Origin of the sequence: Streptomyces sp. NBC_01235, assembly GCF_035989285.1 — a bacterium.
GTDB lineage: Bacteria > Actinomycetota > Actinomycetes > Streptomycetales > Streptomycetaceae > Streptomyces.
On the sequence record NZ_CP108513.1, the window covers coordinates 10619899 to 10644798 of the forward strand.

Annotated in this window: 28 protein-coding genes and 3 pseudogenes; 11 read left to right on the forward strand and 20 right to left on the reverse strand. The window is 72.3% G+C overall.

Annotated elements, in window-relative coordinates; translation table 11 throughout:
- The first annotated feature begins 124 nt into the window (after window positions 1–124).
- The 3 genes from OG289_RS47545 to OG289_RS47555 all read left to right on the forward strand — a co-directional run bounded on the left by OG289_RS47545 (window position 125) and on the right by OG289_RS47555 (window position 2696).
- Complete coding sequence (locus tag OG289_RS47545; RefSeq protein WP_327320247.1) at window positions 125–1492, forward strand: MBL fold metallo-hydrolase; 1368 nt, start codon at window positions 125–127, stop codon at window positions 1490–1492.
- Window positions 1493–1563: 71 nt separating this feature from the next.
- The gene (locus OG289_RS47550) at window positions 1564–1953 is read left to right on the forward strand and encodes a rhodanese-like domain-containing protein (protein WP_327320248.1); all 390 of its coding nucleotides are present in this window, start codon (window positions 1564–1566) and stop codon (window positions 1951–1953) included.
- Complete coding sequence (locus OG289_RS47555; RefSeq protein ID WP_327320249.1) at window positions 1950–2696, forward strand: sulfite exporter TauE/SafE family protein; 747 nt, start codon at window positions 1950–1952, stop codon at window positions 2694–2696. The genes OG289_RS47550 and OG289_RS47555 overlap by 4 nt, the downstream gene beginning before the upstream one ends.
- A 21-nt stretch (window positions 2697–2717) precedes the next feature.
- Here the strand turns inward: OG289_RS47555 and OG289_RS47560 are convergent, their stop codons facing one another.
- Window positions 2718–3005 (reverse strand): metal-sensitive transcriptional regulator, encoded by a 288-nt coding sequence (locus tag OG289_RS47560; protein WP_327320250.1) that lies wholly within the window; start codon window positions 3003–3005, stop codon window positions 2718–2720.
- A gap of 81 nt (window positions 3006–3086) precedes the next feature.
- On the opposite strand from OG289_RS47560, the gene OG289_RS47565 reads away from it, so the two are divergent.
- Window positions 3087–3674: a rhodanese-like domain-containing protein gene (locus tag OG289_RS47565; protein ID WP_327320251.1), complete on the forward strand. Its 588-nt coding sequence runs from the start codon at window positions 3087–3089 to the stop codon at window positions 3672–3674.
- Between the two features lie 48 nt (window positions 3675–3722).
- On the opposite strand, the gene OG289_RS47570 is transcribed toward OG289_RS47565, so the two are convergent.
- The 3 genes from OG289_RS47570 to OG289_RS47580 are packed head-to-tail and all read right to left on the reverse strand — an operon-like array spanning window position 3723 to window position 6276.
- Window positions 3723–4082, reverse strand: coding sequence for a thioredoxin family protein (locus OG289_RS47570; RefSeq protein WP_327321017.1), 360 nt, complete (start codon window positions 4080–4082; stop codon window positions 3723–3725).
- A 50-nt stretch (window positions 4083–4132) separates the two neighbouring features.
- Window positions 4133–5827 (reverse strand): aminotransferase class V-fold PLP-dependent enzyme, encoded by a 1695-nt coding sequence (locus OG289_RS47575; protein WP_327320252.1) that lies wholly within the window; start codon window positions 5825–5827, stop codon window positions 4133–4135.
- Entirely contained in the window at window positions 5824–6276 is a 453-nt protein-coding gene (locus tag OG289_RS47580) for an OsmC family protein (RefSeq protein WP_327320253.1), read from the reverse strand. Before OG289_RS47580 ends, OG289_RS47575 begins: the two co-directional genes overlap by 4 nt.
- Window positions 6277–6514: 238 nt before the next feature.
- Here OG289_RS47580 and OG289_RS47585 point away from each other — a divergent pair, with 238 nt between their 5' ends.
- Together OG289_RS47585 and OG289_RS47590 are read left to right on the forward strand one after the other, a co-directional pair.
- Window positions 6515–6757, forward strand: coding sequence for a hypothetical protein (locus OG289_RS47585; RefSeq protein WP_327320254.1), 243 nt, complete (start codon window positions 6515–6517; stop codon window positions 6755–6757).
- 97 nt (window positions 6758–6854) lie between these two features.
- Complete coding sequence (locus OG289_RS47590) at window positions 6855–7052, forward strand: DsrE/DsrF/DrsH-like family protein (RefSeq protein ID WP_327320255.1); 198 nt, start codon at window positions 6855–6857, stop codon at window positions 7050–7052.
- Between the two features lie 153 nt (window positions 7053–7205).
- Here OG289_RS47590 and OG289_RS47595 read toward each other — a convergent pair whose 3' ends face one another.
- The 9 genes from OG289_RS47595 to OG289_RS47635 all read right to left on the reverse strand — a co-directional run bounded on the left by OG289_RS47595 (window position 7206) and on the right by OG289_RS47635 (window position 15708).
- Window positions 7206–7355, reverse strand: coding sequence for a hypothetical protein (locus OG289_RS47595; protein ID WP_327320256.1), 150 nt, complete (start codon window positions 7353–7355; stop codon window positions 7206–7208).
- Between the two features lie 86 nt (window positions 7356–7441).
- Window positions 7442–9781: a heavy metal translocating P-type ATPase gene (locus OG289_RS47600; protein WP_327320257.1), complete on the reverse strand. Its 2340-nt coding sequence runs from the start codon at window positions 9779–9781 to the stop codon at window positions 7442–7444.
- Window positions 9782–9911: 130 nt separating this feature from the next.
- Complete coding sequence (locus tag OG289_RS47605) at window positions 9912–10124, reverse strand: ferredoxin (protein ID WP_327320258.1); 213 nt, start codon at window positions 10122–10124, stop codon at window positions 9912–9914.
- Window positions 10121–11461 (reverse strand): NADH-ubiquinone oxidoreductase-F iron-sulfur binding region domain-containing protein, encoded by a 1341-nt coding sequence (locus tag OG289_RS47610; protein ID WP_327320259.1) that lies wholly within the window; start codon window positions 11459–11461, stop codon window positions 10121–10123. Before OG289_RS47610 ends, OG289_RS47605 begins: the two co-directional genes overlap by 4 nt.
- On the reverse strand, window positions 11458–12147 hold the full coding sequence (locus OG289_RS47615; RefSeq protein WP_327320260.1) for a ferric reductase-like transmembrane domain-containing protein: 690 nt from the start codon (window positions 12145–12147) through the stop codon (window positions 11458–11460). The genes OG289_RS47610 and OG289_RS47615 overlap by 4 nt, the downstream gene beginning before the upstream one ends.
- A complete protein-coding gene (locus OG289_RS47620) occupies window positions 12144–13124 on the reverse strand; it encodes an FAD:protein FMN transferase (protein ID WP_327320261.1) in 981 nt (326 codons plus the stop codon). The genes OG289_RS47615 and OG289_RS47620 overlap by 4 nt, the downstream gene beginning before the upstream one ends.
- On the reverse strand, window positions 13121–13531 hold the full coding sequence (locus OG289_RS47625) for a hypothetical protein (protein ID WP_327320262.1): 411 nt from the start codon (window positions 13529–13531) through the stop codon (window positions 13121–13123). Before OG289_RS47625 ends, OG289_RS47620 begins: the two co-directional genes overlap by 4 nt.
- A gap of 126 nt (window positions 13532–13657) precedes the next feature.
- Window positions 13658–15007, reverse strand: coding sequence for a sensor histidine kinase (locus OG289_RS47630; protein ID WP_327320263.1), 1350 nt, complete (start codon window positions 15005–15007; stop codon window positions 13658–13660).
- Window positions 15004–15708: a response regulator transcription factor gene (locus OG289_RS47635; protein WP_327320264.1), complete on the reverse strand. Its 705-nt coding sequence runs from the start codon at window positions 15706–15708 to the stop codon at window positions 15004–15006. The genes OG289_RS47630 and OG289_RS47635 overlap by 4 nt, the downstream gene beginning before the upstream one ends.
- Before the next feature lie 274 nt (window positions 15709–15982).
- Between OG289_RS47635 and OG289_RS47640 the strand changes: the two genes are divergently transcribed.
- Window positions 15983–16522 carry a DUF2231 domain-containing protein gene (locus tag OG289_RS47640; RefSeq protein WP_327320265.1) on the forward strand — a complete coding sequence of 180 codons (540 nt, stop codon included), beginning with the start codon at window positions 15983–15985 and terminating at the stop codon, window positions 16520–16522.
- 122 nt (window positions 16523–16644) lie between these two features.
- On the opposite strand, the gene OG289_RS47645 is transcribed toward OG289_RS47640, so the two are convergent.
- The 5 genes and pseudogenes from OG289_RS47645 to OG289_RS47665 all read right to left on the reverse strand — a co-directional run.
- Window positions 16645–17055 (reverse strand): nuclear transport factor 2 family protein, encoded by a 411-nt coding sequence (locus OG289_RS47645; RefSeq protein WP_327320266.1) that lies wholly within the window; start codon window positions 17053–17055, stop codon window positions 16645–16647.
- 1 nt (window position 17056) lies between these two features.
- The gene (locus OG289_RS47650; RefSeq protein WP_327320267.1) at window positions 17057–17863 is read right to left on the reverse strand and encodes an MBL fold metallo-hydrolase; all 807 of its coding nucleotides are present in this window, start codon (window positions 17861–17863) and stop codon (window positions 17057–17059) included.
- 42 nt (window positions 17864–17905) lie between these two features.
- Window positions 17906–18523: a DsbA family protein gene (locus OG289_RS47655; RefSeq protein WP_327320268.1), complete on the reverse strand. Its 618-nt coding sequence runs from the start codon at window positions 18521–18523 to the stop codon at window positions 17906–17908.
- A gap of 149 nt (window positions 18524–18672) precedes the next feature.
- Window positions 18673–19167, reverse strand: a complete 495-nt coding sequence (locus tag OG289_RS47660; RefSeq protein ID WP_327320269.1) for a MarR family winged helix-turn-helix transcriptional regulator — start codon at window positions 19165–19167, stop codon at window positions 18673–18675.
- 82 nt (window positions 19168–19249) lie between these two features.
- Window positions 19250–19375: pseudogene (locus OG289_RS47665) on the reverse strand (ABC transporter substrate-binding protein); the annotation flags it as partial.
- A gap of 1 nt (window position 19376) precedes the next feature.
- Between OG289_RS47665 and OG289_RS47670 the strand changes: the two are divergent.
- From OG289_RS47670 to OG289_RS47680, 3 genes and pseudogenes are all read left to right on the forward strand, one after another.
- Window positions 19377–19487: pseudogene (locus OG289_RS47670) on the forward strand (sugar ABC transporter permease); the annotation flags it as partial.
- A 70-nt stretch (window positions 19488–19557) separates the two neighbouring features.
- Window positions 19558–22065 carry a DUF4132 domain-containing protein gene (locus OG289_RS47675; RefSeq protein ID WP_327320270.1) on the forward strand — a complete coding sequence of 836 codons (2508 nt, stop codon included), beginning with the start codon at window positions 19558–19560 and terminating at the stop codon, window positions 22063–22065.
- Window positions 22065–22457 carry a hypothetical protein gene (locus tag OG289_RS47680; RefSeq protein WP_327320271.1) on the forward strand — a complete coding sequence of 131 codons (393 nt, stop codon included), beginning with the start codon at window positions 22065–22067 and terminating at the stop codon, window positions 22455–22457. Before OG289_RS47675 ends, OG289_RS47680 begins: the two co-directional genes overlap by 1 nt.
- A 477-nt stretch (window positions 22458–22934) precedes the next feature.
- Here OG289_RS47680 and OG289_RS47685 read toward each other — a convergent pair.
- Window positions 22935–23204 (reverse strand): annotated as a pseudogene (locus tag OG289_RS47685) (ATP-binding protein); the annotation flags it as partial.
- Between the two features lie 185 nt (window positions 23205–23389).
- Window positions 23390–23998 carry a TetR/AcrR family transcriptional regulator gene (locus OG289_RS47690; protein WP_327320272.1) on the reverse strand — a complete coding sequence of 203 codons (609 nt, stop codon included), beginning with the start codon at window positions 23996–23998 and terminating at the stop codon, window positions 23390–23392.
- A gap of 174 nt (window positions 23999–24172) precedes the next feature.
- Between OG289_RS47690 and OG289_RS47695 the strand changes: the two genes are divergently transcribed.
- A complete protein-coding gene (locus tag OG289_RS47695) occupies window positions 24173–24886 on the forward strand; it encodes an SDR family NAD(P)-dependent oxidoreductase (protein WP_327320273.1) in 714 nt (237 codons plus the stop codon).
- Window positions 24887–24900: the final 14 nt, after the last annotated feature.

A 24900-nucleotide genomic window follows, 5' to 3' on the forward strand; every position in this document is an offset into this window, starting at 1 on the left:
GGTGTGCGGTGCGCTTGAGATGTTTCCCGGGCTTTGCCTGTCCCTGAAAATACCCCCCGGGGTACTCATGCTACCGTCGAAGACATACCCCATGGGGTAATTCTTCGCTGGAAGGGAGTACCTCGTGTTCTTCGTCGACACGATCGAGGTGTCGGGTCTCGGCAACCGGAGCTATCTCGCGGGCGGTGAGCGCACCGCCGTGGCCGTCGACCCACCGCGCGACATCGACCAGGTGATCGCGGCGGCAGCCCGGCGCGGGGTACGGATCTCGCAGGTCGTCGAGACGCACGTCCACAACGACTACGTCACCGGCGGTCTGGAGCTGGCCCGGGTCACGGGCGCCGCCTACCTGGTGCCCGCCGGAGCCCGTGTCTCCTTCGAGCGCGTGCCGGTGTGCGACGGCGACCGGGCGGAGATCGACAGTGACGCCGGCCTGACCCTGCGCGCGCTGGCCACGCCCGGTCACACCCCGCATCACACCTCCTACGTGCTGGAGGCGAACGGCGCGGCGGTCGCGGTGTTCACCGGCGGTTCGCTGCTCATCGGCACCGTCGGCCGCCCGGACCTCGTCGAGCCGCGGCTGACCGAACGGCTCGCCCGTGCCCAGCACGCCTCCGCGCACCGGCTGGCCGCCGAGCTGCCCGAGGAGACCGAGGTGCTGCCCACGCACGGCTTCGGCAGCTTCTGCTCGTCCTCCCAGGCTGAGGGCAGTGCCACGACCATCGGCAAGGAGAAGGCGTCCAACGAGGCCCTCACCCGGGACGTGGACACCTTCGTCGCCGACCTGCTGGCCGGCCTGGACGACATCCCCGCCTACTACACGCACATGGGTCCTGCCAACGCGGCCGGACCAGCGCCCGTCGACCTGACCCCGCCCGCGCCGGCCGACGCCGAGGAGATCGCCGCCCGGCTGGCGGCGGGGGAGTGGGTGGTGGACCTGCGCAACCGCGTCGCGTTCGCCGCCGGGCACATGTCCGGCTCGTTCAACTTCGAGGCCGAAGGCCAACTCGCCACCTATCTCGCCTGGCTGATCCCCTGGGGCAAGCCGGTCACGCTGCTCGCCGAGTCGCGCGAGCAACTCGCCGCCGCCCAGCGCGAACTGGTGCGGGTAGGCATCGACCGTCCGGCCGCCGCGGCCACCGGCGGCCCGGCCGACTGGGTCCGCGAGGGCGAGACGCCGGCCGCCTTCCGCCGCGCGACCTTCGCCGACCTCGCGGGCCGGCACCCGACGGAGGGTGTGGTCGTCCTCGACGTCCGGCGTGGCTCGGAACGAGCGGGCGGATACGTCGAGGGTTCGGTCCACATTCCGATCCACACGCTGCACCGTCGCCTCGGGGAGGTCCCCGACGGCGAGGTGTGGGTGCACTGCGCGGGTGGCATGCGGGCCGCCGTCGCCGCCTCCCTGCTGGACGCCGCGGGCCGGGTCGTCGTCGCCGTCGACGACTCCTTCGACGCGGCCGAGAGAGCCGGGCTCACCGCCGGGAACCCCTGACGGCGCGAGGCGCCACACAGACCCCCGGCCGATCTGCCGTACCGAGATGGGAAACAGGAGCGAAGAACCGAATGAGCATGTTCCGACGAGGTCATGGAGTCCCGGGCCGGGTGACCGTGCAGGAGGCGGCCACGCGCACCGGCCACGGCGGCGCCGCCGACAGCGGGGGTGACGCCGTGCTGCTGGACGTGCGTGAGCCGTACGAGTGGCAGGCGGGGCACGCGCCCCGAGCCGTGCACCTGCCGCTGTCCGCGCTGGCCGCCGGGGCGGGGCTGCCCGCTCACGCGCAGGCGCGGCCCCTGGTCGTGATCTGCCGTTCCGGCAACCGCTCCCGGCAGGCCGCCGAACTGCTGGCGGCCCGAGGCGCGGTGGCCGTGGACGTGATCGGCGGGATGCGCGACTGGGCGGGAGCGGGTCTGCCGGTGGTCGGTATGAGCGGCGGGAACGGCACCGTCGCGTGAGCGCTCTCATACTCGCCCTGGCCGCCGGGGCCGTGGTCGGTCTGGCGCTGGGCGCGCTCGGGGGCGGAGGGAGTGTGCTGGCCGTCCCCGCCCTGATCTACCTGCTCGGCTTCAGTCCGGTGGGGGCCACGACCGCGAGCCTGGTCATCGTCACCCTGACATCGGCCACCGCACTGTCCGCGCACGCTCGCGACGGTCACGTGCGCTGGCGCACCGGGCTGCTGTTCGCGGCGGCCGGGATCGGCCCGGCGATGCTGGGCGGCGCGCTCGCCGCCCGTATCCCGGCGGCCGTGCTGACGGCGGCCTTCGCCATGGTCGCGGGAGCGGCCGCCCTGCGCATGCTGCGGTCCGGGCCGGCCGCGGAGGGTGCCGTGTCGGCGCGGCCGGTGCGGGCCGCGGAAGCCGGTGCCGGGCTCGGTGCGGTCACCGGCGTTCTCGGCGTCGGCGGCGGCTTCCTCGCCGTACCGGCGCTGGTGAGCGTGCTGGGCATGCGGATGCGCAACGCCGTGGGCACCAGCCTGCTGGTCATCACCGTGAACTCGCTGGCCGCGCTGGCGACGCGTGCGGGTACGGTCGAGCGGCTGGACTGGGCGGTCGTCGGCCCGTTCGTCGGGACCGCGATCCTCGGTGCATGGGACGGCAAACGGCTGGCCGCGAAGGTCTCCGGACACACGCTGCAGCGGATCTTCGCCGTCGTGCTGCTGGCGGTGGCGGCCTTCATGCTGATCGACGCGGCGCGGTGACGGCCGCCGCGGCGCGAGCTCTCACGCCAGTGACAGGAACAGTTTCTCCAGCCGGGCGCGCATCGCGTCCGTGTCCTCACCGTTCTTCCGCCCGGAGTCGATGTCCGCCACGCACTGCTGCAGGCCGGTCGCGATGATCGCGAAACCGGCCCGGTCGAGCGCGCGGGAGGCCGCGGCGAGCTGTGTGACGACGTCCTCGCAGTCGCGCCCCTCCTCGATCATCCGGATCACGCCGGAGATCTGGCCCTGCGCGCGGCGCAGCCGGTTCAGCACGGCCTTCAGATCCGCTCCCTCAAGCTCCAGTTCCACGATCACTCCTCGAGAAATACCCCTAGGGGTACTGTACGTCCCGATTCGGGACGACGTCGACCATCAAGGATCACATCTGCCATGACCAGCTCTCCCGCCCCCGCCGCAATCGGCGCCGACCAGGCCCGCACCCGGCTGCACGAGCTCACCGTCATCGACGTGCGCACGCCCGCCGAGTACGCCTCCGGCCACCTGCCCGGCGCCCTGAACATTCCCCTCGACCACATCCGGCGCGCGCTGCCGGAGATACGGCACGCCGCAGAGCACGCGGACGTCCTGGTCGTGTGCGCCTCCGGCGCCCGCTCCGAGAACGCCTGCAAGCTGCTGGCCGAGCAGGGCATCACCACCGCCACCCTCGTCGGCGGCACCGGCGCCTGGGCCGCCGAGGGGCACGATCTGCACACACCGGCCGCCTCGGGCACGCGGGCGGGCTGGAGCATGGAGCGCCAGGTCCGCTTCACCGCCGGCGGCCTGGTCCTGCTCGGCCTCCTCCTGGGTTTGCTCGTGGACCCTGTCCTCCAGCTGATCTCGGCCGGTATCGCGGGTGGCCTGGTCTTCTCCGCCCTCACGAACACCTGCGGCATGGCGGCCGTCCTCGGCAAGCTGCCCCACAACCGTCCCCGGGCGGCCGATCTCGACGCCGCGCTCGCCGCTCTGCGTAACCGCTGAGCGGTGCGTTCCAGGGCACCCGTGGAGGCTCCGTGGGTGCCCTGGGCGTCAGTTCGCTCTCGCCTGGCCTGCGGCTTGGCGGCTCACGTCCTTCATGCCGACGGCCCGGATCCCGCCGATGAGCTCCTCCAGGGCCTGCGGCGGCAGCGCGCCCGCCTGCGAGTACAGGACCGTCCGGTCGCGGACGGCCATGAGCGTGGGGATGGACGAGATCTGGGAGGCCCCGGCGAGTTCGAGCTGTGCTTCGGTGTCGACCGTGCCGAAGGTGATGTCGGGGTGGCGTGCGGCCGCCCTCTCGTAGACGGGGCCGAACATCCGGCACGGTCCGCACCATGCCGCCCAGAAATCGATCAACGCGATCTCCGAACCGGCGCCGGTCTCCTCGAAGTTGTCCTTGGTCGGTTCGATCGTCGGCCTGGCTGCCGGGCTCCTCCCTTATACCCCGCGGGGTATAAGGGTCAACCGGCGTCAGGCCCGTTTTGGTCCAGGCAGACAGGCGGCAGCGGGAACCAGCGCATGCGCTCGAAGTCGGCCGGCAGCCCGGTGGGGCCGTCATCGAGGAGGTCCGGACGACAGGTGAGTATGACGCGTGCGTGGTCGAGTTGGCCGGACAGAGCCGTCTCGCCCAGCCGGTGGTGGCTGACGGCGGGTGCGGCGAGCCGGCCGTCCGTCGTGTAGCGCACGTCGGTCAGACGCAGCGGGGGATCGGTGGCACCGGCGTGGTGGTGCCACAGGCCGGTGTGCGGGTCGAAGCGGTAGTCGGGCAGGAGCCGGTGGCCGTGCGCGGCGATCAGGTCGACGGCGTCGATGAGGTAGTCGCGGACGGTGTCGCTGATGAAGTAGTTGAAGTTGACGCGGGTCCAGCCGGGCTTGATGCCGTCGCAGCCGTGGACGACCTCGTCGAGCAGGGCGTGCGAGGTGGCCGCGTCGATGGCGAGCAGGCGGTGGCCGTACGGTCCGGCGCACGAGCAGCCGCCGCGGGCCTGGATGCCGAACAGGTCGTTGAGCAGGGCGACGACGTAGTTGTGGTGCAGGTAGGAGTGCTCGCCGTGGCGGATGCGGAACGAGATGATGGACAGGCGGCGGGCGTGGTGGCTGCCGAGGATCTCGATCCGCGGGTTGGTGTCCCAGCGGTCCAGTGCCTGCCGCCAGTGGCGCTCCTCGGCGGCTTGGATGGTGTCGGTGCCGACGGCTTGTTTGAGGGCGAAGACCAGCCCGGCGCGGATGGACTCGACGATGGCCGGGGTGCCGCCCTCCTCCCGGGCGACCGGGTCGTCGAGGTAGCGGTGGCCGAGCGGGTCGACGAAGGCGACGGTGCCACCTCCGGGCGCGGTGGGCACCCGGTTGCGCACGAGTTCCCGGCGTACGACGAGCACCCCCGGGGTCTGCGGGCCGCCGACGAACTTGTGCGGTGACAAGAAGACCGCGTCTTTCTGGTCGCCCGCGCCGGGCTCGCTTTCCGCGACGCGGACCGGGACGTACGGGGCGGCGGCCGCGTAGTCCCAGAAGGAGAGGGCGCCGTGCGCGTGCAGCAGCCGGGCGATGCGGTCGGCGTCGGTGAGGATGCCGGTGACGTTGGAGGCGGCGGAGAAGCTGCCGATGCGCAGCGGCCGGTCGGCGTATCGCCGCAGTTCCGCTTTGAGCCGGGCGAGGTCGATGTGGCCGTCCTGGTCCGCGTCGATGACGATGACGTCGGCGATCGACTCGCGCCAGGGCAGTTCGTTGGAGTGATGCTCGTACGGCCCGACGAACACCACCGGCCGCTCGGCCTCAGGCGGCTTCTGCGGCCGGCGCAGCTCCAGGATGCCGACCAGCTTGTTGACCGCCGCGGTGGCGCCCGAACCGCAGAAGATCACGAGGTCGTCCTCGGCGCCGCCCACCGCGTCACGGATGATCCGGCGGGCGTCCTCACGCAGTCGTGTCGTCTGCAGGCCGGTGCTGGAGCTCTCCGTGTGGGTGTTGCCGTAGCGGGGCAGCACCTGCTCGCGGACGAAGTCCTCGACGAAGTCGAGCGAGCGGCCGGAGGCGGTGTAGTCGGCGTAGACGATCCGCTTCGGGCCGTAGGGGCCGTCCAGCATCTCGTCGTCCCCGATGAGCCCGGCCCGGATGCGCTCCAGCCATGCTGACGCGACCGGCGCCAGGGGAGTGCTCATGGCTCCAGCTCGATCTCGACGTCGGGCGGCTGGTGGAGGGTGTTGTGCACCGTGCAGTGCGAGGCCACGGCCAGCAGGGCCGCTCTGCGCCGTTCGGGGAGCTCCGGCGGCGGGATGACCACGATGCGCAGGGAGGCGATGCGGGGCGGGCGGTCGGTGGCCATGGCGAACTCGGTACGGACCCGTAGCCCGGTGCGGGGCAGGCCGTGGCGGTGCAGGTAGCGCCCCGCGTAGAAGGCGACGCAGGTGGCCAGGGAGGCGGCGAACAGTTCGGTGGGGGTGGGCGCGGTGTCCGTGCCGCCCGCGTCGACGGGCTGGTCGACCTGGAGGCGGTGGCCGCGGATGTCCACGGTGTAGGCGTCCCGCTCGACGTGGGTGACCTCGAAACGGTTCACGTCCGTGGACTGCGGCCGGTTCGTGCCGAGGGTCTGGTGCGTGCTCGCGGTCATGGCCGGGCCCTTCTCGCTGTGCCGACTGCTGTCGGACTCCAGTGGACCGCGGACGGCGCGGCGGATCGAGAGGCCGACGGGGTGCGGCAGGAGCCGTTCGGCCCTCGTGCAAGCTGCCGCGGCGATATACCCTGCTGGGTATTTTATCAGCGGGTCTGCGGCCGGCAACTCGGCTGTGGGGAGCGAGGGGCTGGGCGAAGGCATGCCCGGCGGGTACTCGGGTGGGGATCAGTGGCCCATGACCCGTCCTCATCTCCCGCGCAGCAGTGGCGACATGGGCAAACACATCCTGATTCCCGGAAGCGGAACCGTCGGCAGCATGACGGTCAACCGGCTGCAACGCGGGTACGACGAGCGGCATTTCCGGATCACGGTCGTCGTCGACGAGGACGACGGCCACGGCTACCCCGCCGGACTGCTGTTGGCGCTGTTCGGGCCGGCCCGGCCGACCACCTCGTCCGCTCCCGCCCGCGACAGCTGAACACCGTCGGCAACCCCGGTCTGCACCTGCCGACCCTGCCGACCCTGCTGGGCGGCATGCCCGACGTGCCGGATCTGGTCGGTACATGGAGCCCAAGATGGACAAGATCGACATCCCGCCGATCCCCGAGTTCATCGAGATGGTCTCCGACACCGGCGCGGGCCTCTGCGCCTGCAAGGTGGCCGCGGACCTGTTCGAGCTCGACAAGGACGATCTGGTCGACCCGGTCCAGGGGATCATCATGGTCGGCGAGTTCTACGAGCACGCTGCCGACGGCCAGATCATCCATACCTGAGACGACCGGTACCGGACCCGGCACCGGTACCGGACCCGGCACCGGTACCGGACCCGGCATCGGTACCGGACCCGGCACGGGACCCGGCACCGGCATCGGACCCGGCCCGCGCCCCGGATCACGGGAGCGGTCAGGCGCCGGTGACGAACCAGCTCACGGCCAGTGCCAGTGCCAGTGCCAGTGCCAGTGCCAGGGCGACGGCGCCGAGGCCACCCGGCCCCGGGCGACGGTCAGGCCCGCCGACCCGGAGCCGGCCGAGATGACCAGGTGCACGGAGCCGACGGTGCTGTCGTCGACCACCACGGGCGCGCTCGCACCGGGTCCCGAGCCGGCGCCCTGCCCGTGCTGCCCGCGTCCCGAGCCGGATGGTCGCCGAGGCCAGGGCCTTCTCACGGGGCCAGCGAGAAGTAGTTCTCCTCCTCCTGTGTGAAGTGCAGGCGCAGGACGGTGTTCAGTCCGTAGAGGCTGGAGCGCAGGTCGTCGAGTTGGCCGGGGGTGAGGCCGCCGTCGGCGTGGGCCAGGCGCAGGTGGGTGGCGATGCGGCGGGAGAGGCGTTCGATCTCGGCGTGGGCGCGGCTCATGGTGGCGGTGGCCTCGGGGCCGCCGAGGGCGGGGGCCAGGGCGGGGTAGAGCTGGTGCTCTTCGGCGTGTTCGTGGGGCAGCAGTCGTTCGGTGAGCAGGCGGTGGGTCTCCTCGACGGCCGAGAGGGCCTTGGGGCCGGGGCCGTCGGAGAGCCGGTCGGCGGCGTCGCGTACGGCTTCGAGGACGTCCTGGAGGTCGTCGTGTTCGGCCGCGAAGCGGTGGACGAGTGCTTCGGCGGTGGGTGTGAGGGCCGGTCGTGCGGTCTGGTCGACGCGCAGGGCGCGCAGGGCGTTGAGGATGACGGCGACGTCGATGCCCTCCTGGAGCAGCGCGCCGACGGCGGGCGGGAGGAAGCCGAAGGCTGCCGCGGCCATGGCGGCGAGCGACATCAGCATGCCGCCGAGCGCGCTCTGTACGGCGATGCGCCGGGCTCGTACGGCGATGGAGACGGCGTCGGCCAGGCGGTCGACGCGGTCGGTGGTCAGGACGATGTCGGCGGCTTCGGAAGAGGCGGTGGAGCCCCGTGCCCCCATGGCCACGCCGATGTCCGCCGAGGCGAGGGCGGGAGCGTCGTTGACGCCGTCGCCGACCATCACGGTGACCGCGCGTTCGCGTTCGGCGCGCACCACGGCGACCTTGCCGGCCGGGCTGAGCCCGGCACGCACGTCGTCGAGACCGAGGACGGCGGCCACCTCCTGAGCGGGTTCGGCGCGGTCGCCGGTCAGCATCATCAGCCGTTCGATGCCCGCCGCCCGCAGGTGGCGCAGGGTGCGGGGTGCGTCGGGTCGGACGGGGTCGCGCAGGAGGACGGCGCCGGCCGGCTGTCCGTCGACGGTCAGCCAGGCGACGGCCGCGCCGTCGAGGAGGGCGCGATTGTCGACGGCGCGGGCCCAGGAAGGCTGTACGTCCGAGGGGTCGAGACGGCCGATGTAGACCCGGTGCCCGTCCACCGTGCCCGAGGCGCCGCGTCCGGGCTCCTCCGTGACGTCCGCCGGAACCGACAGCTCCAGCTTGCGTTCCCGGGCCGTGTCGACGATGGCGTGGGCGAGGACGTGTGGCGAGTACTGGTCGAGGGACGCTGCCAGGCGGAGCACCTCAGCGGGCTTACGGCCGGGAGCGGCGGTCACGTCCAGGACGCGGGGGCGGCCGCCGGTGAGGGTGCCGGTCTTGTCCAGCAGCAAGGTGCGGGCGCGGCCGAGGCTCTCCAGGGCGCCGCCGTCGCGGATGACCACGCCGAGGCGGGAGGCGCGGGAGAGACCGGAGACGATCGCGACCGGCGCGGCCAGCAGGAGAGGGCAGGGCGTCGCGACCACCAGCACGGCGACCGCCCGTACCGCGGATCCGCTGATCAGCCAGGCCAGTCCCGCCACCACGAGGGACAGGGGCAGGAACCAGGCCGCGTAGCGGTCGGCGAGCCGCACCACGGGCGCGGACTCCGCCCCGGCCTGCCGGGCCAGTCGCACGATGCCCGCGTAGGTGCTGTCCTGCTCGGTCGCGATCGCCCGAAGCTCGAAGGCACCGCCCGCGTTGACCACACCGCTGCGGACCGTTTCGCCCTGCGGCCGCTCGACCTGGAGGGGCTCACCGGTGAGCACCGATTCGTCGAGGACGGCGGCGGCGCTCTCCACCCGGCCGTCCACGGGGATCACTTCGCCGGGACCCACGACGAGCAGGTCGCCGACACCGACCTCGGCCAGCGGCACCGTGTCCACCCCGGCGTCCGTACGGCGCCGCGCAGAGCGCGGCGCATGTTCGAGCAGGGCGCGCAGGTCGTGGGAGGCACGCCGCTGGGCGGCGGCCTCGAGGGTGCGGCCGGTGGCGAGCATCAGCGCGATCAGGGCCCCGGCCAGGTACTCGCCCACGGCCAGGGTGCCGCCCAGCGCCAGTACGGCGATCAGGTCCACGCCCGCGCGCCCGTGCCGCAGCGCCTGCAGCACCCACCCCACCGCGGGCAGGACGGCGGATATCGTGCCCAGGCCCCAGAACAGGTCCGCGAGGCCGCCGGCGCCGACGAGCCAGGCGATGCCGCCGGCCGTCAGAGCCGCCGCGGTGACGGTCAGGAGCGCGGGTTCGAGTCGTGGGGAGACGACCGCGCCGGTCAGTCGGCGCAGCCGTGCCGTGAGGGTGATTCCGGTGGAGTTGTCCATGGCACACCTTGTCCGGCTGTCGCGGCGACCTTCGTTCCGGTCCCCGTCCATCACATCGCGCCGGTCGGCGTTTCCGGCAGGGGACGAACGGCCCCGCCGCCTGGGCCGTACGGCGGGGTCGACCTGCTGGTCAGGTCCGGTCGTCGTCCGTGTGCAGGGCGAGAACGGGGCAGGCGGCGACGGCCCGGCGGGCGTGGGCGCGCAGTCGGTCGGGGACGGTCCTGTCCTTGAGGACCGGGTATCCCCATTCGTCGAGGTCGATCAGTTCGGGGAGCAACTCGGCGCACAGGCCCTGCCCCGTGCAGGCGATGCGGTCGATGCGCAGGGTGCGGGCGCGGCTCATCGCCAGGTCTCCGGGGCGGTGGCGGGTGGCACGGGGAGCCGGGGCGGCCGGTGGGCGGCCGGGCAGGCGCCGTGGGTGAGGTGGTGGTCGACGTCGTCGGCGAACGCGTGCAGCGCGGAGGCCGCGAGGCGGGCTGCGCCGTCGGGATGGCGGCAGGCGCCCCGGTCCGGCAGCAGGCCGACGCGACGGCGCAGACGGGACAGCAGGTCCGCGTCCGCCCGTCCGGCGGCCAGGGCGGTGAAGTCCTCGGCCACGGCGGGCAGGCCGAGACGGCAGGGGCCGCACTGGCGGGCACTGTGCGCGGCCAGGTAGGTGAGGACGCGGGCCGTCTCGGTCAGCCCGCAGGACGCCTCGGGCAGTGCGACGAGCACGCCGGCGCCGGGTGCGGCACCCAGCGGGGCCAGATCGTGCCGGGTGAGCGGGGTGCGCAGCTGCTCGGCGGGGAGCCAGGTACCGGCGAAGCCGCCGAGGAGGACCGCGCGCAGCGGCTGCGTGGCGCCGCCGGCCCGGTCGAGGACCGTGGCGAGCGGCGTGCCCAGCGCCACCTCCAGCACAGCCGGAGCGCGGACGGCTCCGGAGACGGTGACGAGCAGGGTCCCGGGCTCGTCCGGCGTGCCGACCTGCCGGTACCAGGCCGGTCCGTAGCGGGCGATCAGAGCCAGATGGGCGAGGGTCTCGGCGTTGTGGACCAGCGTGGGACGTCGCCCGACGCCCCGCTCGTGGGTGCGCGGCGGGCCGCCCTGGGGCCGGGCCGGGCCGCCGTTGAGCCAGCGCACCAGAGAGGTCGACTCGCTGGAGACGTAGGAGTGCGGAAGGGCGTGCAGACGCAGCCGTACCTGGTCCAGGCGGGCGCGTCGGCGCTCGTCCACGGCAGTGCTCAGCCGCCGGTACTGGGCAGCGCGGTCGCGGGGCAGGCACACGTGGACGGTGTCCGCGCCGACCGCCATGGCGGCCAGCACGGCGCCGTCGAGGACGAGATGGGGCGCGACGGCGATCAGGAACTGGTCCTTGCGGCTGGCCGGTTCGCTCTCCATGGCGTTGACGACGACCACGCAGCGGCCCCGCCGCGCGGCGACCGCGCCCAGCTTGCGAGCGGTGGGAAACCCGGCGCCGCCCCGCCCGGTGAGCCCGGCTGCCGTCATGGCCTCCGCCAGCGGCAGGGGGGTGCGGCCGCCGGTCGCCGAGGCCAAGGGGGGTGGCCCGTAGTGCCTCAGGTGATCGGCCAGGGTCGCCGGTCGGCCGGTGGCATACCAGCCCGCCAGCAGCCGGGCGGCCGGATCGCCCGGTCCGGGGGCGAGGGGATGGGGCGCGAAACGCGCCGCGGCCGAGGAGGTCATCGTCCACCCCCGGGAAGAACCACCGTCGACGCGGCGCGCTGGGACCAGCCGGGCTGCAGCGGCCCGGTGGCGAGGAAGGCGGTGAGCATCACCGGTACGGCGGCAGCGGCGACGGCGGCGGTCAGGCGTCCGGCGACCCGCCCCGGGGCGGCGGCCCTCAGCAGCCGCCACCACACGGCCGCGACCGCCGCGCCGGCGCACCCGGCGTACAGCCACAGCTGGAGGGGCAGCCGGGTGTCGGTGCCGGTGCCCACGCCGTGGAAGAGGGCGAGCGGCCAGGCCGCGTACGCCAGCCAGTGCACGGCCTTCCAGCGGCGCACCCCCAGGCGCCGGCGCAGCCCGCTGGTGACCGCGACGGCCAGCAGCAGATCCAGCCCGGCCGTGCCGAGGCCGAGCCACAGCGGACGGTAGGACGCCCCGAACGGCACCACGGACACCGCCCACCCCAGGTGGACGAACGGATCGAGCACCGCCGTCACGACGTGCACGACGAGGAACACCAGAGTGAGCAGGGACAGGTTGCGGTGCAGCACGCCGAGTTCGAAGCGGGCGACGCGGCGGGGACTGGCCCGCCCGCCGGAGACGATGCCGAGCACCACGGTGGCGGTGAGCAGCAGCAGGGCGAGGGTTCCGCCCGCGCGGCTGGCGTACCACAGGGGGCTTCCGGTCAGGGCCAGGGTCGTCATCGCGGATCTCCAGGGGCGGCACGGGGCGTGGTGGCGGGGGCGGAGTCGGGCGGCCAGCCGCCGAGACGCACGAGGCGGCCGTCCAGGGCCACCAGCCGGGCGGGCAGAGCGGTGCCGCGCAGCCAGTCGACCGCCCTGTCGCCCAGGACGATCGCCGCCGTACTGGCGGTGTTGGCGTCCACACAGGTGGCGGCCGCGACGGTCACGGTGCGCCAGACGGGGGTGGCGGGTTCGCCGGTGGCCGGGTCGACGATGTGATGCAGGGTGCGTCCGGCGCGTTGCCAGGTGCGTACCCGGATGCCGGAGGTCGCGAGTGCCCCGCCGGTCACCGCGACGGCCGGGCCGTGGTCCGTGGCGGGCCGGGCGTGGTCGTCGGCGAGGGCGATCCTCCAGCCCCCGTCCGGGGCCGGACCGGCTACCGCCAGGTCGCCGCCGAGACTGACCAGGACTCCGCAGCCGGTGACCGCGGCGGCATGGACGGCGGCGCGGTCGGCGGTGCGGGCCTTCGCGGTCGCGCCCAGGTCGAGGTGGGTGCCCGGGGGCAGACGCAGCCGCCGGGAGCGCGCGTCGAAGACGATCCGCCGCCATCCGGGGGCGGGGAGAGCAGGTGGCAGCGGGCGGGCGTCCTCGGGACGCAGAGAGGCGAAGGTGCGGTCGTAGCCGAGGGCGGTCATGGCCCGTCCTACGGTCGGATCGACAGCACCGTCGGTGAGCCGGGCGGCGCGGAGAGCGGCCTGGAGGGCATCGGCGAAGCGTTCGCCGACCGTCGTCGGGTTGCCCGCGTTCAGGTTGACGCGGGTGAGTTCGGAGTCCGGCCGGAAACGGCTGCAGGTGAGGTCGACGGCGGCCAGCTCGGCGCGCAGGACGGCCTCGGCGGCCGGCAGGGCGTCCGGGTCGGTCACGAGCAGCACGGCAGTGGTGCCGAGCGCCGGGAACACGGCTTCGGCGGGGGACGGGGCGGGAGCGCGGGTGGTCATGACGCCCCCGTCGTGGTGTGGGGCTGTTGCCGGGTGGGAGTGGGCGGCTGCGCCGGGGGCTGAGGTGCCGGCTGCGACGTGGGGGCCGCTCCCGCGTCGTCGTCCTCGCCGTCGTCGTTCTCGTGACGGGCCGAGTCGCCGTGGTCCCCGTCGTCGTCGGCTTTCGGGGCGACGGCGGAGGACGCTGCGGGGTTCTGGACCGGCGGGCTCGACGGCACGGGTGAGGCCGAACTCCCGGGGAGCAGGTGGGTGTAGAGGCTGCCCAGGGCTGCCGCACCGGTCACTGCGGCGACGGCGATCCAGCGGGTGAGACGGCGGCTCCGCCGCAGGCCGCGATCGCGATCGTGTGCGCGTGCCGGGTCGGGCGGGGGCAGGGGCTGGTCGAAATCGTCGGGCGAGGGGGACATGGCAGCGGCTCCTGGTGGATCGGCGGCCCGGAATCGGCTGCGTGCACCTCCAGGCTGTGCCCACGGCACCCGGGAACCCGCTCACGTCTTCTTCAGAACCGGTAAAGATCAGAGCCGGTGAAGATCTCAGTGCTGTCCCGCCCACAGAGGCAGCTGCATGACGACGGTCAGCCCCCCACCCGGCGTGTCCTCCAACCGCGCGCCGCCCCCGTTGGCGGTGACCAGCCGATGGACGATGGCCAGCCCGAGCCCCGTGCCCCTGGCCGCGGGATTGCCGAACCGGCGGAAGGCGACCGCCTTCGCCTCGTCGGTCATCCCGGGGCCGTCGTCCCTCACCCACACCTGGGCCGAGCCCCCCACCACCTGGTGGCCGACCGCCACGTTCCCTTCGTCGGGAACGGCGTCCAGGGCGTTGGCGATCAGGTTGTCCAGGATCTGCTCCAAGTGGCCACTGCCCAGGGAGGCGGTCAGAGCGGGCCCCTCCGACGCGCTCAGACGCACGCCGCGCTCCTGGGCCACCGGCGACCAGGCGGCCACCCGCTCCGCCACCACCTCCTCGACGCGGACCATGGTCGGCCGAGGCGTCGCCTGCTCGGCGCGCGCCACCGCGAGCAGCCCGTCGACCAGCCGTGACAGCCGTGCGATCTCTTCCTGGGCCGCGTCCAGCTCCGCCGCGGTGTCGCCCTCGGCACCGGTACCCAGGACGTCGAGCCGCAGCCGCAGCGCGGCCAGCGGGGTGCGCAGCTGATGGGACACGTCGGCGATCACGGCCCGGTGGCCGTGCACCAGAGCCTCCGTGCGGGCCGCCATGGTGTTGAACGTGGCGGCCAGACGGCGTACTTCCGGCGGTCCGCCGCCGACGTCGGCCCGCTCGGCGAGAGCACCCTCGCCCAGCTTCCTGGCGGTGGCGTCGAGTGCGGACAGGGGACCGCTCACCCAGCGGGCCAAGCGGACGGACAGCAGCACGGACGCGGCGAGCCCCGCAGCGCCGATCGCCGCGGACCATCCCCAGATCGCGGCGATACGGGCATCGAGCGGGGCCGCGGAACGGGCCAGGACGACGGCGCCGGCGGGCTGCCGGACCTCACCGGCCGGTTCCGCGGCCAGCAGCCGGCCCTCGTCCTCCGGCGGCTCCGGCTCGTGCCCCGCCAGCACGTCCCTCACCAGCTCCTGTGCCTCCTCACCCTGGGCCGCCGCACAGGGGGTACTCGCCACCAGGCGCGCGGAGGCGTCGTACACGGCGGCGCAGTCCCCCGCTCGTGCCGCGGCGTCCAGCTCCTCGCGCATGCCGGTCGCCGGCTTGCGGTCGGAAAGATGCTCCTCGGCCGCCGCGGCGATCACGCGGGTGGCCGCCCGCTGATCGTCGCGGAAGGCGACGCGGTCACGTGCCGTCATCAGCACGGCCAGCGGTACGACCGCCAGCACCAGCAGCACGGAGGTCAGGGCGAGCAGCGTCCAGGTGAGGCGCCGGGTCACGGCCGCTCCCGCGTCCCCTCGGCCGCACCGAGCCGGAAACCGTGCCCGTAGACCGTCTCGATCAGCCCCGGCGCGCCGAGCTTGCGGCGCAGCGCCGCGATGTGCACGTCCAGGACCTTGGTGGGCCCGTACCAGTGGGCGTCCCAGGCCCGTTCCAGGATCTGTTGCCGGCTCACCACCCTGCCCGGGTCGGCGGCCAGGCACTCCAGGATGCCGAACTCCTTCGGGGTCAGCGCGATAGGCCGGCCGTCCACCGAGACCTGCCGGGTGCGCAGGTCGAGCGCCAGTGGCCCGTGCCGCAGGATCTCCGGGCCGGCGGGGCGTCTACGGCGCAGTACCGCCCGGACCCGTGCCAGCAGCTCGGCCAGCCCGAACGGTTTGACCAGGTAGTCGTCGGCGCCCTCGTCCAGGGCCACCACCCGGTCCGCTTCCTCACCGCGCGCGGTCACCGCGATGATCGCGGCATCCGACCGCGCGCGCAGCATCCGGCACACCTCGACCCCGTCGATGTCGGGCAGGCCCAGATCGAGCAGCACGACGTCGGGAACCGCAGCGCTCAGGGCGGCCCGGCCGGTACGAACCCCCTCCACCGCGTATCCGGCCTGCCGCAGGCCACGCACCAAGGACTCCGCGATGCTGCGGTCGTCCTCCACGACCAGCACCCGCATTTCCTCCGTCGAGCCCGTGACCTGCCCGTCCATGCGTCAGACCCGCTTTCGGACCGTGAGAACGGCTGTGCTCTCGTCATCCAGTCTGCGTCTCCGGCCGGGCTGCGCCACAAGGGGCCGTTTGGCCCCATGCGCTCCGTGGAGGGCGGTAACGGAGGTCGCAGGACTCAAGTTCAAGGTTTTCCGAAGGGTGTGGGCTCAGAGGAACCTGAGAGATTCCTGTGCCAGGCTGACGCGCCCCACCGGCCGGCACGCGCGGACGTGCCCGAGCCGATTTCTCACGGTCGCCTTTCTGGAGGAACACCCGATGAGCCTCACCGTTGTCAACGGTCTGCCGGCACACGTTCTGATCGTGCACGTCGTCGTCGTGCTCGTTCCCCTGAGCGCACTGGCGGTCGTGGCCGGCGCGATATGGCCGAGTGCCGCCCGGCGCATGGGGATCGTGCTGCCGGTGCTGGCCCTGCTGACGCTGGTGAGCGTGCCCCTGGCCACGGAGGCCGGCGAGTGGCTGGAGGAGCACGTCGACAGCAACGCCCTGGTGCGCCGGCACGCCGAACTCGGCGACGGGTTGCTCCCCTGGGCCGCGGGCCTGTTCGTGCTGGCGACGGCGCTCTGGTGGACGACGCGACGGTCGGCCGCGGCACAGGCCGCTCCCGGAGAGCAGTCGACCCGGTCGGCCTCGTCCCGGTCCGCGCTGCTCGTGCGGGTGGCGGCAGTGGTGCTGTCCGTCGGGGTGGCCGCGGGCGCGGTCGTGGACGTGTACCGGATCGGCGACTCCGGGGCGAAGGCCGCCTGGCAGGACGGGTTCTCCAAGACCGCCACGGGCGAGCGGGGCGACAACGACTGACGCGATCGGCTCAGCCGTCGGAGCGGATGGGCAGGCGTCGGAGGCGGTGGTCGGGCGGCGGGCAACCGAACAACTCGGAGCTGCTCCGCCGCCGGACCGGGACCGCTCAGTCGCTCATGGCGTCATGGCGTCATGGCCTCGCGGACGAGCGCTGTGTCGACGAACTGCTCGAAGCGCACGATGAGTCCGCCGCGTACGACGAAGTGGTGGGCGACGCGGACGTCGATCGGTTTGCCGGTGGCCTTGTTGGCGGCGGTGTAGCGGGCGAGAACGACGACGTTCTCGCCGTCGACGACGTAGGTGTCGTCGTGGGCGGTCCAGTCGTCCCAGTCCTGGCCGAGCTTCTCCATCACGTTGGCGGTGACCCCGTCGGGGGTGCGGTACGTGCCCGCGAGGGGGAAGCCGGCCATCTCCTTCCACTCCACGTCGGGGGCGAGGGTGGCCCGCAGGGCGGTCAGGTCGCCGGCGGCCGAGGCCAGGTACTGGCGGCGTACGACGTCGGCCGGAGCGGTGGATGCGGCGAACTCGGTCATGTCAGCCCCACTTCATCTCGCCCTTGGCGACCTTCGCCCCGATCTGGGCGGCGATCAGCATGCCGTTGTCGGGGTAGCGCTGGACGAGGGCGTCGGTCAGCGCGGCGCCGTCGGCGGCCTTGCCGAGCTCTTCCTCGAAGGCGAGGAGGTAGTCGCGGGTGGCGGTGATGGCGGAGGTGTCCGCCGGGGTGGCGGGCAGTCGGTGGCCGGGGACGACCAACTCCGGGTCGAGGGCAGCCATTTCGTCCAGGAGATCGATCCAGGTGGCGCGGTCGCCGGGGGTGGGGGTGTCGGCGACCCAGACGTGCTCCTGCTGGAAGAGCAGGACCCCGCCGAGGAGGGCGCGGTGCTCGGCCTGCCACAGGTAGTGTCGGTCGGGCAGACCGGCCGGGCCGCCCTTGAGCTCGAAGCGGTGGCCCTCCAGAGCGAGGTCGCCGGTCAGTGGGGTGAGGTCGACCAGGCGGGTGGGCAGGTTGGGGCCGAGCGCCTCCCACGCCTTGAGCTTGCCCTCGTAGGAGTGCTGGATGTGCTCGATGACGATCGGGGTGGCGACGAAGACGGCGTCCGGGAAGGCGTCGGCGAGGACCTCGGCGCCGAAGTAGAAGTCGGGGTCGGCGTGGCTGACGAAGACGGTCGTCAGCTTCTTGCCCGAGTCGAGGATCTCGGCGGCCAGGCGGTGGCCGTCGGCGCGGGTGAAGGCGGCGTCCACCAGCAGGGCATCGTTCTCGCCGGTGACGAGCGTGGCGGTCTTGTTCTTGCTGCCGGCCGGAAAGTCCAGGTCGAGGACCTTGAAGGAGAGGGTGCTCATGGATGACTCCTTGCGGGGAGGGGCGGGTGGGGACGGGGAAGTTCAGTGGGTACGAAGGGCCGCCAGCCGTCGGTCGACCTCGTCGGCGGTGGCATGGCCGTGGGCCAGGGGAGTGGCCGAGTCGCCGTCGACGGCCAGCAGGGTGGGGAAGCCGGTGACGCCCAGCGAGGCGGACCGGTGGAAGTCGGAGCCGGCCGCCACCCGCACCTCGGACCCGTCGAAGGCGGCGACCACGGCGTCGGCGTCCAGCCCGGCCTCCTCGGCGACCTTCCGGTAGGTCGCGGCGTCGGAGAGGCTGAGGCCGTCGACGTAGAAGGCCCGCTGCAGGGTGACGGCCAGCTCGGCCGCACGGGCCGGCGCGGCCTGGCGCAGGGCGGCGACACCGCGCGCGGCGGCCTCCGAGTCCATCACGAACGAGTCGTCGGCGATCAGCCGCTCGTACGCCTCACCGAACTCGGCGCCGGTCAGCTCGGCGATCTTGGCATTCGCGCCCTGCACGTAGCCGAACTCGCGGATCGGCACCCGGCGCGACCCGGTGAACAGGCCGCCGGAGACGACCTCGACCGGCAGTTCGGGATGGCGGGCGACGACCTGGCTCAGTGTTCCGGAGAACCCGTGCGACCAGCCGCAGTAGGCGTCGAAGACGTAGACGAGCTTCATCGAAGACCTCGGCAGAGGAGTGGTGCCCGCGGGTTGCGGGCGATTCATCTGACAAAACAGTAACTGACTCGTCAGATATTTCGACATGCTTGTGAGGTGGGACACACGGATGTGAGGTCACTGCATTGGCGCTGCCACTGGTCAGCAGGTCAGGGAAGGCGGGGCAGCAGGTCCCGAGCCGTGTGGCTGAGGATCCGGAGATCCTCCGTGAACCGCTTCCGGTCCGCCGCGGGCAGGGGGTCCACAAGGTATCGCTTGATGTTCTCCAGGTGGACCCGGGACGCGCGGACGACCGTCTCCTCGCCCAGCGCGGTCAGCCGCACCAGCCGCCCGCGCCGGTCGTCCGGATCCTCCGCGCGCTCGACCAGCCCGGCCGCCTCCATGCGGTCCACCAGCCGGGTGGCGCCGCCGGTCGTCAGGACCTGCTCCTGGGCGACGGCCCGCATCGAGAGCCCCGGCTCGCCCGCCCGGCCGAGGATCAGCAGCACCTCGAACATCAGATGGCTGATACCGCACTCCACCTCGAGCGCCCGGCCGAGGATGTACTCCAGCCGGTTGGCCGCACCCTGCAGCCGGCCGAATGCCAGGATGAGTTCGTGATCCGCGGCCTCCTTCGCCGTCGTGATCTCCGCCTTCTCGCCCACGGTCGTGCCGCCCCTCTGGTCGTCCCGATACCACCGTACCGATCATGCCTTGGACGGCTGGTAAGACCGTGGACATGAGCCGCTACGCCCCCGGGTGCAGCCCGAGCCGGCCGGGCGTCGGGTCGCCCTCGACCTCGCCGAAGTACAGGGCGAAGGTCTGCTTCCAGCGCTCGACCTCGGCTCGGTCGGCCATGAAACGGGGGAAGCCGGCCGGACTGCGGTCGGTGCCGAGAGAGGTGCGTGAGGCGGTGGCCATCGACGGGGCGGGGCCGGTCCGGCGCTTCTGGTCGGTGACCCGGCCGCTGCCGGCGCCGGCTTTACTTCGGCGTGCGGGCGACGGGGCTGGTCCGAGTTGATCGCGTTGTCAGTGCCCCCTGTCATCATCTCGCCATGTTGTACGACGCCTTGGTGGCCGAAACCCGTAGGAACGACTCGCTCGACGACGTGAGGTCCGCCGCGCTCCACCGCGTCCGCTGGCTCGTCGACCTCCTGGAGCGACAGCGGACCGAGTTCCGTCGGGCCATGGGGCACGAGCACCGGCGATTCAGGGGCGCGGGCGCGGCGACCCAGGCCGAGCTCGAAGGGCGGCTCGCGGCCTGCGCGGACGAGGAGGGCAGGGCCGCGGTCCTGTGCCTCATGCTGGCCGCCCGCTTCGACGACACGAGCTTTTGGCAGTACGACGCCGAGATCGGGCCCTTGATCTCGCGGGTGCGCGGCTGGACGCCCGAGGAGGTCGCGGTGATGCTGCTGCGCGCGACCGAGTACCGCATGGGCTTCTGGTTCGCCGATGCGTTGGGGCTGGTCTTGAACGCCGCCGACCAGCTGGACGTCGACGGCCGCCGTGCGGTCGCGCCCTGGCTGCGACGCGCCCACACCGAACTCACGGACGCCACGGTCGAGGCGCGTTTGCGCGCGTCGCTCGCCCAGCGTCTGCGCGCGCTGCTCGCGAGCGTGGACGAGGCGCACATCCCCGAGGGACTGATCCCTGCCGACGCTCCCTGGGCCTTCCCGCTGAGCGACCGTGCGAAGGCCTCGCCGACGCCTGAACTGGCAAATTTTATAAGGCACTTGGCGAGTCTGTCGGGTCCGCGTCCCACGCAGGGATGGCGGCGGACGTGCCTCGAACTCGCGGACGCGGCGTCGGCGCGGGACCTCGTGGCCGACGTCCTGATGGCGCTGGCCGGGGACGATCCGCTGTGCAGCAGGGGACACGGTGCACACACCGGGTGGCTCCACGGCGATCACCACTACCACTACGTCGTCCACCAGAAGGACGGGGACTTGGCGCGCGGCGTCGTCTGGGCGGCCGCGCTGACCGGCGGCCCGGCCGCGGTGCGGCATCTCGACGCGCTCGCTCTGCGGACCGGCGGCCTCGGAACCGGCATGGCCGAGGATCTCAAGCTGGCGGGCGCGGCGATCAACGCGCTGGCGGAGACCGGCGATCCTGCCTCTGTGGAGGTGCTGTGGCGGTTGCGGACCCGCATCAAGCACCGTGCTCTGCGCAAGCAGCTCGACACGGCATTGGTGACGGCAGCCGGGAAGCAGGGCATCACCGCGGAGCAGCTCATCGAGCGCAGCGTGCCGGACCACAACCTGGCGCCGGACGGCTCGCTGGAACAGGAGTTGGGCGGACACCGGGTACGGGTGGCGATCGAGGGAGCGGCGACCGTGCGGCTCAGCTTCACACGCCCCGACGGGCAGACGTCCCGCACGGCTCCGGCGGCGGTGAAGGACGGCTTCCCGGATGAGCTCCAGGAGTTGAAGGCCCTGGCCAAGGAGGTGCGGGGGACACTGTCGGGCGAGCGGGCCCGCGTCGAGGCGCTGATGTCGGCCGGCCGTGAGTGGCCGTACGACGAGTGGTGCCGCTACTACCGCGACCATCCCGTCACCGGGACCCTCGTCCGCGGTCTGATCTGGGAGTTCCGATACGTCGAGGATGCCGACGGCGAGTGGCGTGCGGTGGCACCGATGGCCGAGCCGCCCGGCCGGCCTGAGCGCGTCCGGTTGTGGCATCCGATCCGGGCGTCGAGGGGCGACGTCAGGACGTGGCGGGAGCGGCTCGTCGCCGAGCGGCTGCGGCAGCCGTTCAAACAGGCCTTTCGGGAAATCTACCTGCTCACCCCGGCGGAGGAGGAGACCGGCGTCTACTCCAACCGGTTCGCCGCCCACGTCGTTCACTACCACCAGCTCTACGCGCTGTTCAAGGAACGCGGCTGGCAGGCCAATTTCCTCGGCCGGCACGACGGCGGCTACGACGGCAGGGCGCGGGCCGAGTTCGGCGACGGCGAGTGGCGGGCCTGCTTCCACCACGAGCCCGCCGCGGACGACGACGGCGGCGGCTACGCACCCGAGCACGCCGCGACCGACCAGGTCCGCTTCGAACGGCGGGACGGCCGGCGCTGGCGGGAGGCTGCGCTGGCGGAGGTGCCCAAGCTGGTGTTCAGCGAGGCGATGCGGGACGTCGATCTGTTCGTGGGCGTGACGTCGATCGCCGCCGATCCCGACTGGACCGACCGGGGCGAGGACCGCCATGCCGTGTACTGGCGGACGACCACGTTCGGTGCGCTGACGGCGAGCGCCGAGGTCCGCCGCGAGGCACTGGAGCGGATCCTGCCGCGCCTGAAGATCGCCGGCCGGTGCTCGCTCGACGGCCGCTTCCTGTCGGTCCGGGGGGACCTGGGAACATACAAGATCCATCTGGGCTCGGCCAACATCCTGATGGAACCCGACGACGCCTACCTGTGCATCGTCCCCTCGCGCGGCAAGGGCGACGGCAAGGTTTTCCTGCCGTTCGAGGACGAACGGCTCTCCCTGATCCTCAGCAAGGCATTCCTGCTCGCAGCCGACACCAAGATCACCGACGAGACCATCCTCCGCCAGATCAAGCGAGGTGCCTGATGGCCACCGTGACATTCCGGGACGAGACCGCGACGGGCAAGCCGCTCACCGAGTGGGAAGTCGCCGGGCTGCCCGAACGGATGACCGTACGGGAGCTGATCAGGCTCCGGGTCCGTGAGGAGGTCGCCCGGCACAACGCCCGCCCGAGCAACCGCTTCAACGGCCTCGTCCGCCCCGACGACGCCGAGACCGAGCTGAACGGCTACCGACTCCGCGAGCCCCGCCGCATCGACTGGGAGCGTCAGGCCGAGATCGCCGAACGCGCCTTCCTGGCCAACGGGTTCTTCGTGCTGGCCGGCGATCGCCAGGTTGAGGACCTCGAGGAAGTCGTGGATCTCACCGCCGGTCCCGACCTGGTCTTCATCAAGCTCGTCGCCCTCGTCGGGGGCTGAGAGACCGGCACTTCTCAGCCGACGAGCCAAGCGTGTCTGCGGTTGCGCCGGGCGTCGATCCGGCGCTGACACCGGAGGCACGGCTATGGCGCGCCCCGGTGCGCGGCACCGGTCGGAGCGAGCTCAACCAGGATCAGGTGGGGCTTGCCGTCGTTCGGCGCTCAGTAGAAGCGGGAGATCCGCGGATGCCCGCCTCCCTTTCGCTGAGGGGTTCGCTTCGGCGGCGTGGCTGCGTACCTGATGGCGGTCCGGTTCATCGAGGAGTGCCCGAGTGCTGTGTCGACGGTGCAATGCAGCGCGACGCCAACTTCCGGGGCCTGCGAGGCCAAGCCCCGGTCCTGCGGTGCCAGTTCTCCGGACCGGGCGCCCTGCGCCGAGCCGGTACTCATGGGCGCGGCAGTCGCCCGGGCGGCACTGGTGCTGCACCGCAGAAGTTCGTGAGGGCCGCCGGAAGGCGGGTCTGGATGCGTCGAGTTGTCAGGTGAATGAGAAGTGGGCTGCGGCCTGGGCGGGCGTGGCCCCTTGACGGCGTCCGGGGACGTCGTGGACGGCGTTTGCGCCCTCGGAGCGCAGTTGGTCAGCCCCGGCGTGCCAGGCCATTTCTGCGGCGTAGGCGCGGACGTCTGCGGCGGTGATGTCAGTACGGTCTCGCCCCGAGTGCTGCTGGAGGAGAGCGCCGAGGTCCGGGGTGAAACGCAGCATGGTCACCGGGGCGTTGAAGCGCCCGGCGATGGCGATGAGGCGGGTGCGCGCTTGTGGGGTGACGTTCGTGGACTCGGCGACCGCTGTTCTTGTCCGGCGGCGAGCCGGGCGACGATCCTGCGGTCGCGTTCTTCGAAGATCCGAACGTCCGCCGCGTCGGTCTCAGGGTTGCTGGTGATATGCGTCAGGCCGATGAATTTGGCGCTGTCGGTCCACTGTTTCTGGGCTGGTCAGCCACGCACTGCAGCCAGGCACTCGTCGTACAGGTCCATGATGTCGCCCTTGCCGTCATTGTCGACCCACGTCATCGATGCGGCATCCAGGCATGCGAACGCCGTCGCGATCACTGCGCGGGCCTTCACGCTCACGCTGCCGGTAGCAGCGTCCATGCGCGCCTCGATGAGCGGCAGCAGGTCCTCCTGGAATCGCAGTCGCTTTTCGAGCCAACCGGCACGCAGCGATGCGGTGTTGTGCAGGAGACGGAACCGCTCCAGGGCCTGTTCGCGGCTGTCGTGCAAGGCCAGTACGGCAGCAACCCCGGCGCGCAGGGCCTCCCAGACACCGACTTCGGCCGGCAGTTCGCTGATCGTGTCCGTCAGGACCTGCCCAAACCGGTTCTGGTTGCCACCGAGAAGGTCCTCCTTGGTGCCGAAGTAGCGGAAGAGGGTGCGCTGGGAGACACCGGCCTCTCGGGCGATCTGGGCGATGGTCGTCTCGTCGTAGCCCTGCTCGGTGAACAGGCGCAGAGCCGTCTCAAGGATCTCTCGGGAGGCCAGCTGCCGTGTCCGGTCCCACAGTGTGGCCGGTGCACCCCTCGCTGTCTCCGCTTCCTGCTTCATGCGCCCAGCTTAACTCAGTGCTGCCAGAGTGATGCTCACGCGCAACTTGGCAGTCGCTGCCAAGCGGTCGTACGCTGTCACACGGTGACCGTCGCGGCACGGCCCGCCGCCCACGGGCCGGAGCCGCTCACCGATCACCCCCCTGCCTCCCAGAAGTACGCGAAGGAACGCATCATGTCTGCACCTGCAGCTTTGATCACCGGTGGAACCAGCGGCATCGGCAAGGCGACTGCTGAACTGCTCCACTCTCGCGGCTACCGCGTCATGGTCACCGGAGTCAGCAACCTCGCCAACGCCGGACTTCCCGAAGACGTCACGGTCGTCCGGGCCGACGCACGGTCCCTGCCGGACATCGACCGCGCAATGGAGCAGGCGCGCCGCCAATTCGGCTCCCTCGACCTGCTCTTCCTCAACGCGGGCATCTCCCGTCCCGGCCCGATCGAGTCAATCGGCGAAGACGCCTTCGATGCCCTGTTCGACATCAACGTCAAGGGCACCTTCTTCACCCTGCAAAAGGCGCTCCCGCTCCTCAACGAGGGCGCCTCGGTCGTGTTCACCGTGGGCGCCGGTGAAGGGGTCGGAGCCGCCATGACAGCCGCCAAGGGCGCTCTGTTGCCCCTCATGCGGTCCCTCGCGCTCGAACTCGCCCCCCGCCGCATCCGCGTCAACGCCGTCAGCCCAGGACTGATCAACACCCCTGCCTACAGCAAGATGGGTGTCTCCCAGGAAATGATCGACTCCTGGGCCCGGGACGTCCCGCTTGGCCGCGTCGGCGCTCCCGCCGATATCGCCGAAGCCGTGGCCTTCCTCGCTTCGGACGCCGCCGGCTACATCACCGGCGACAATCTCATCGTCTCCGGAGGCATGGGTGTTCACGCCCGCCCCTGACGAGCAGTTCCGCA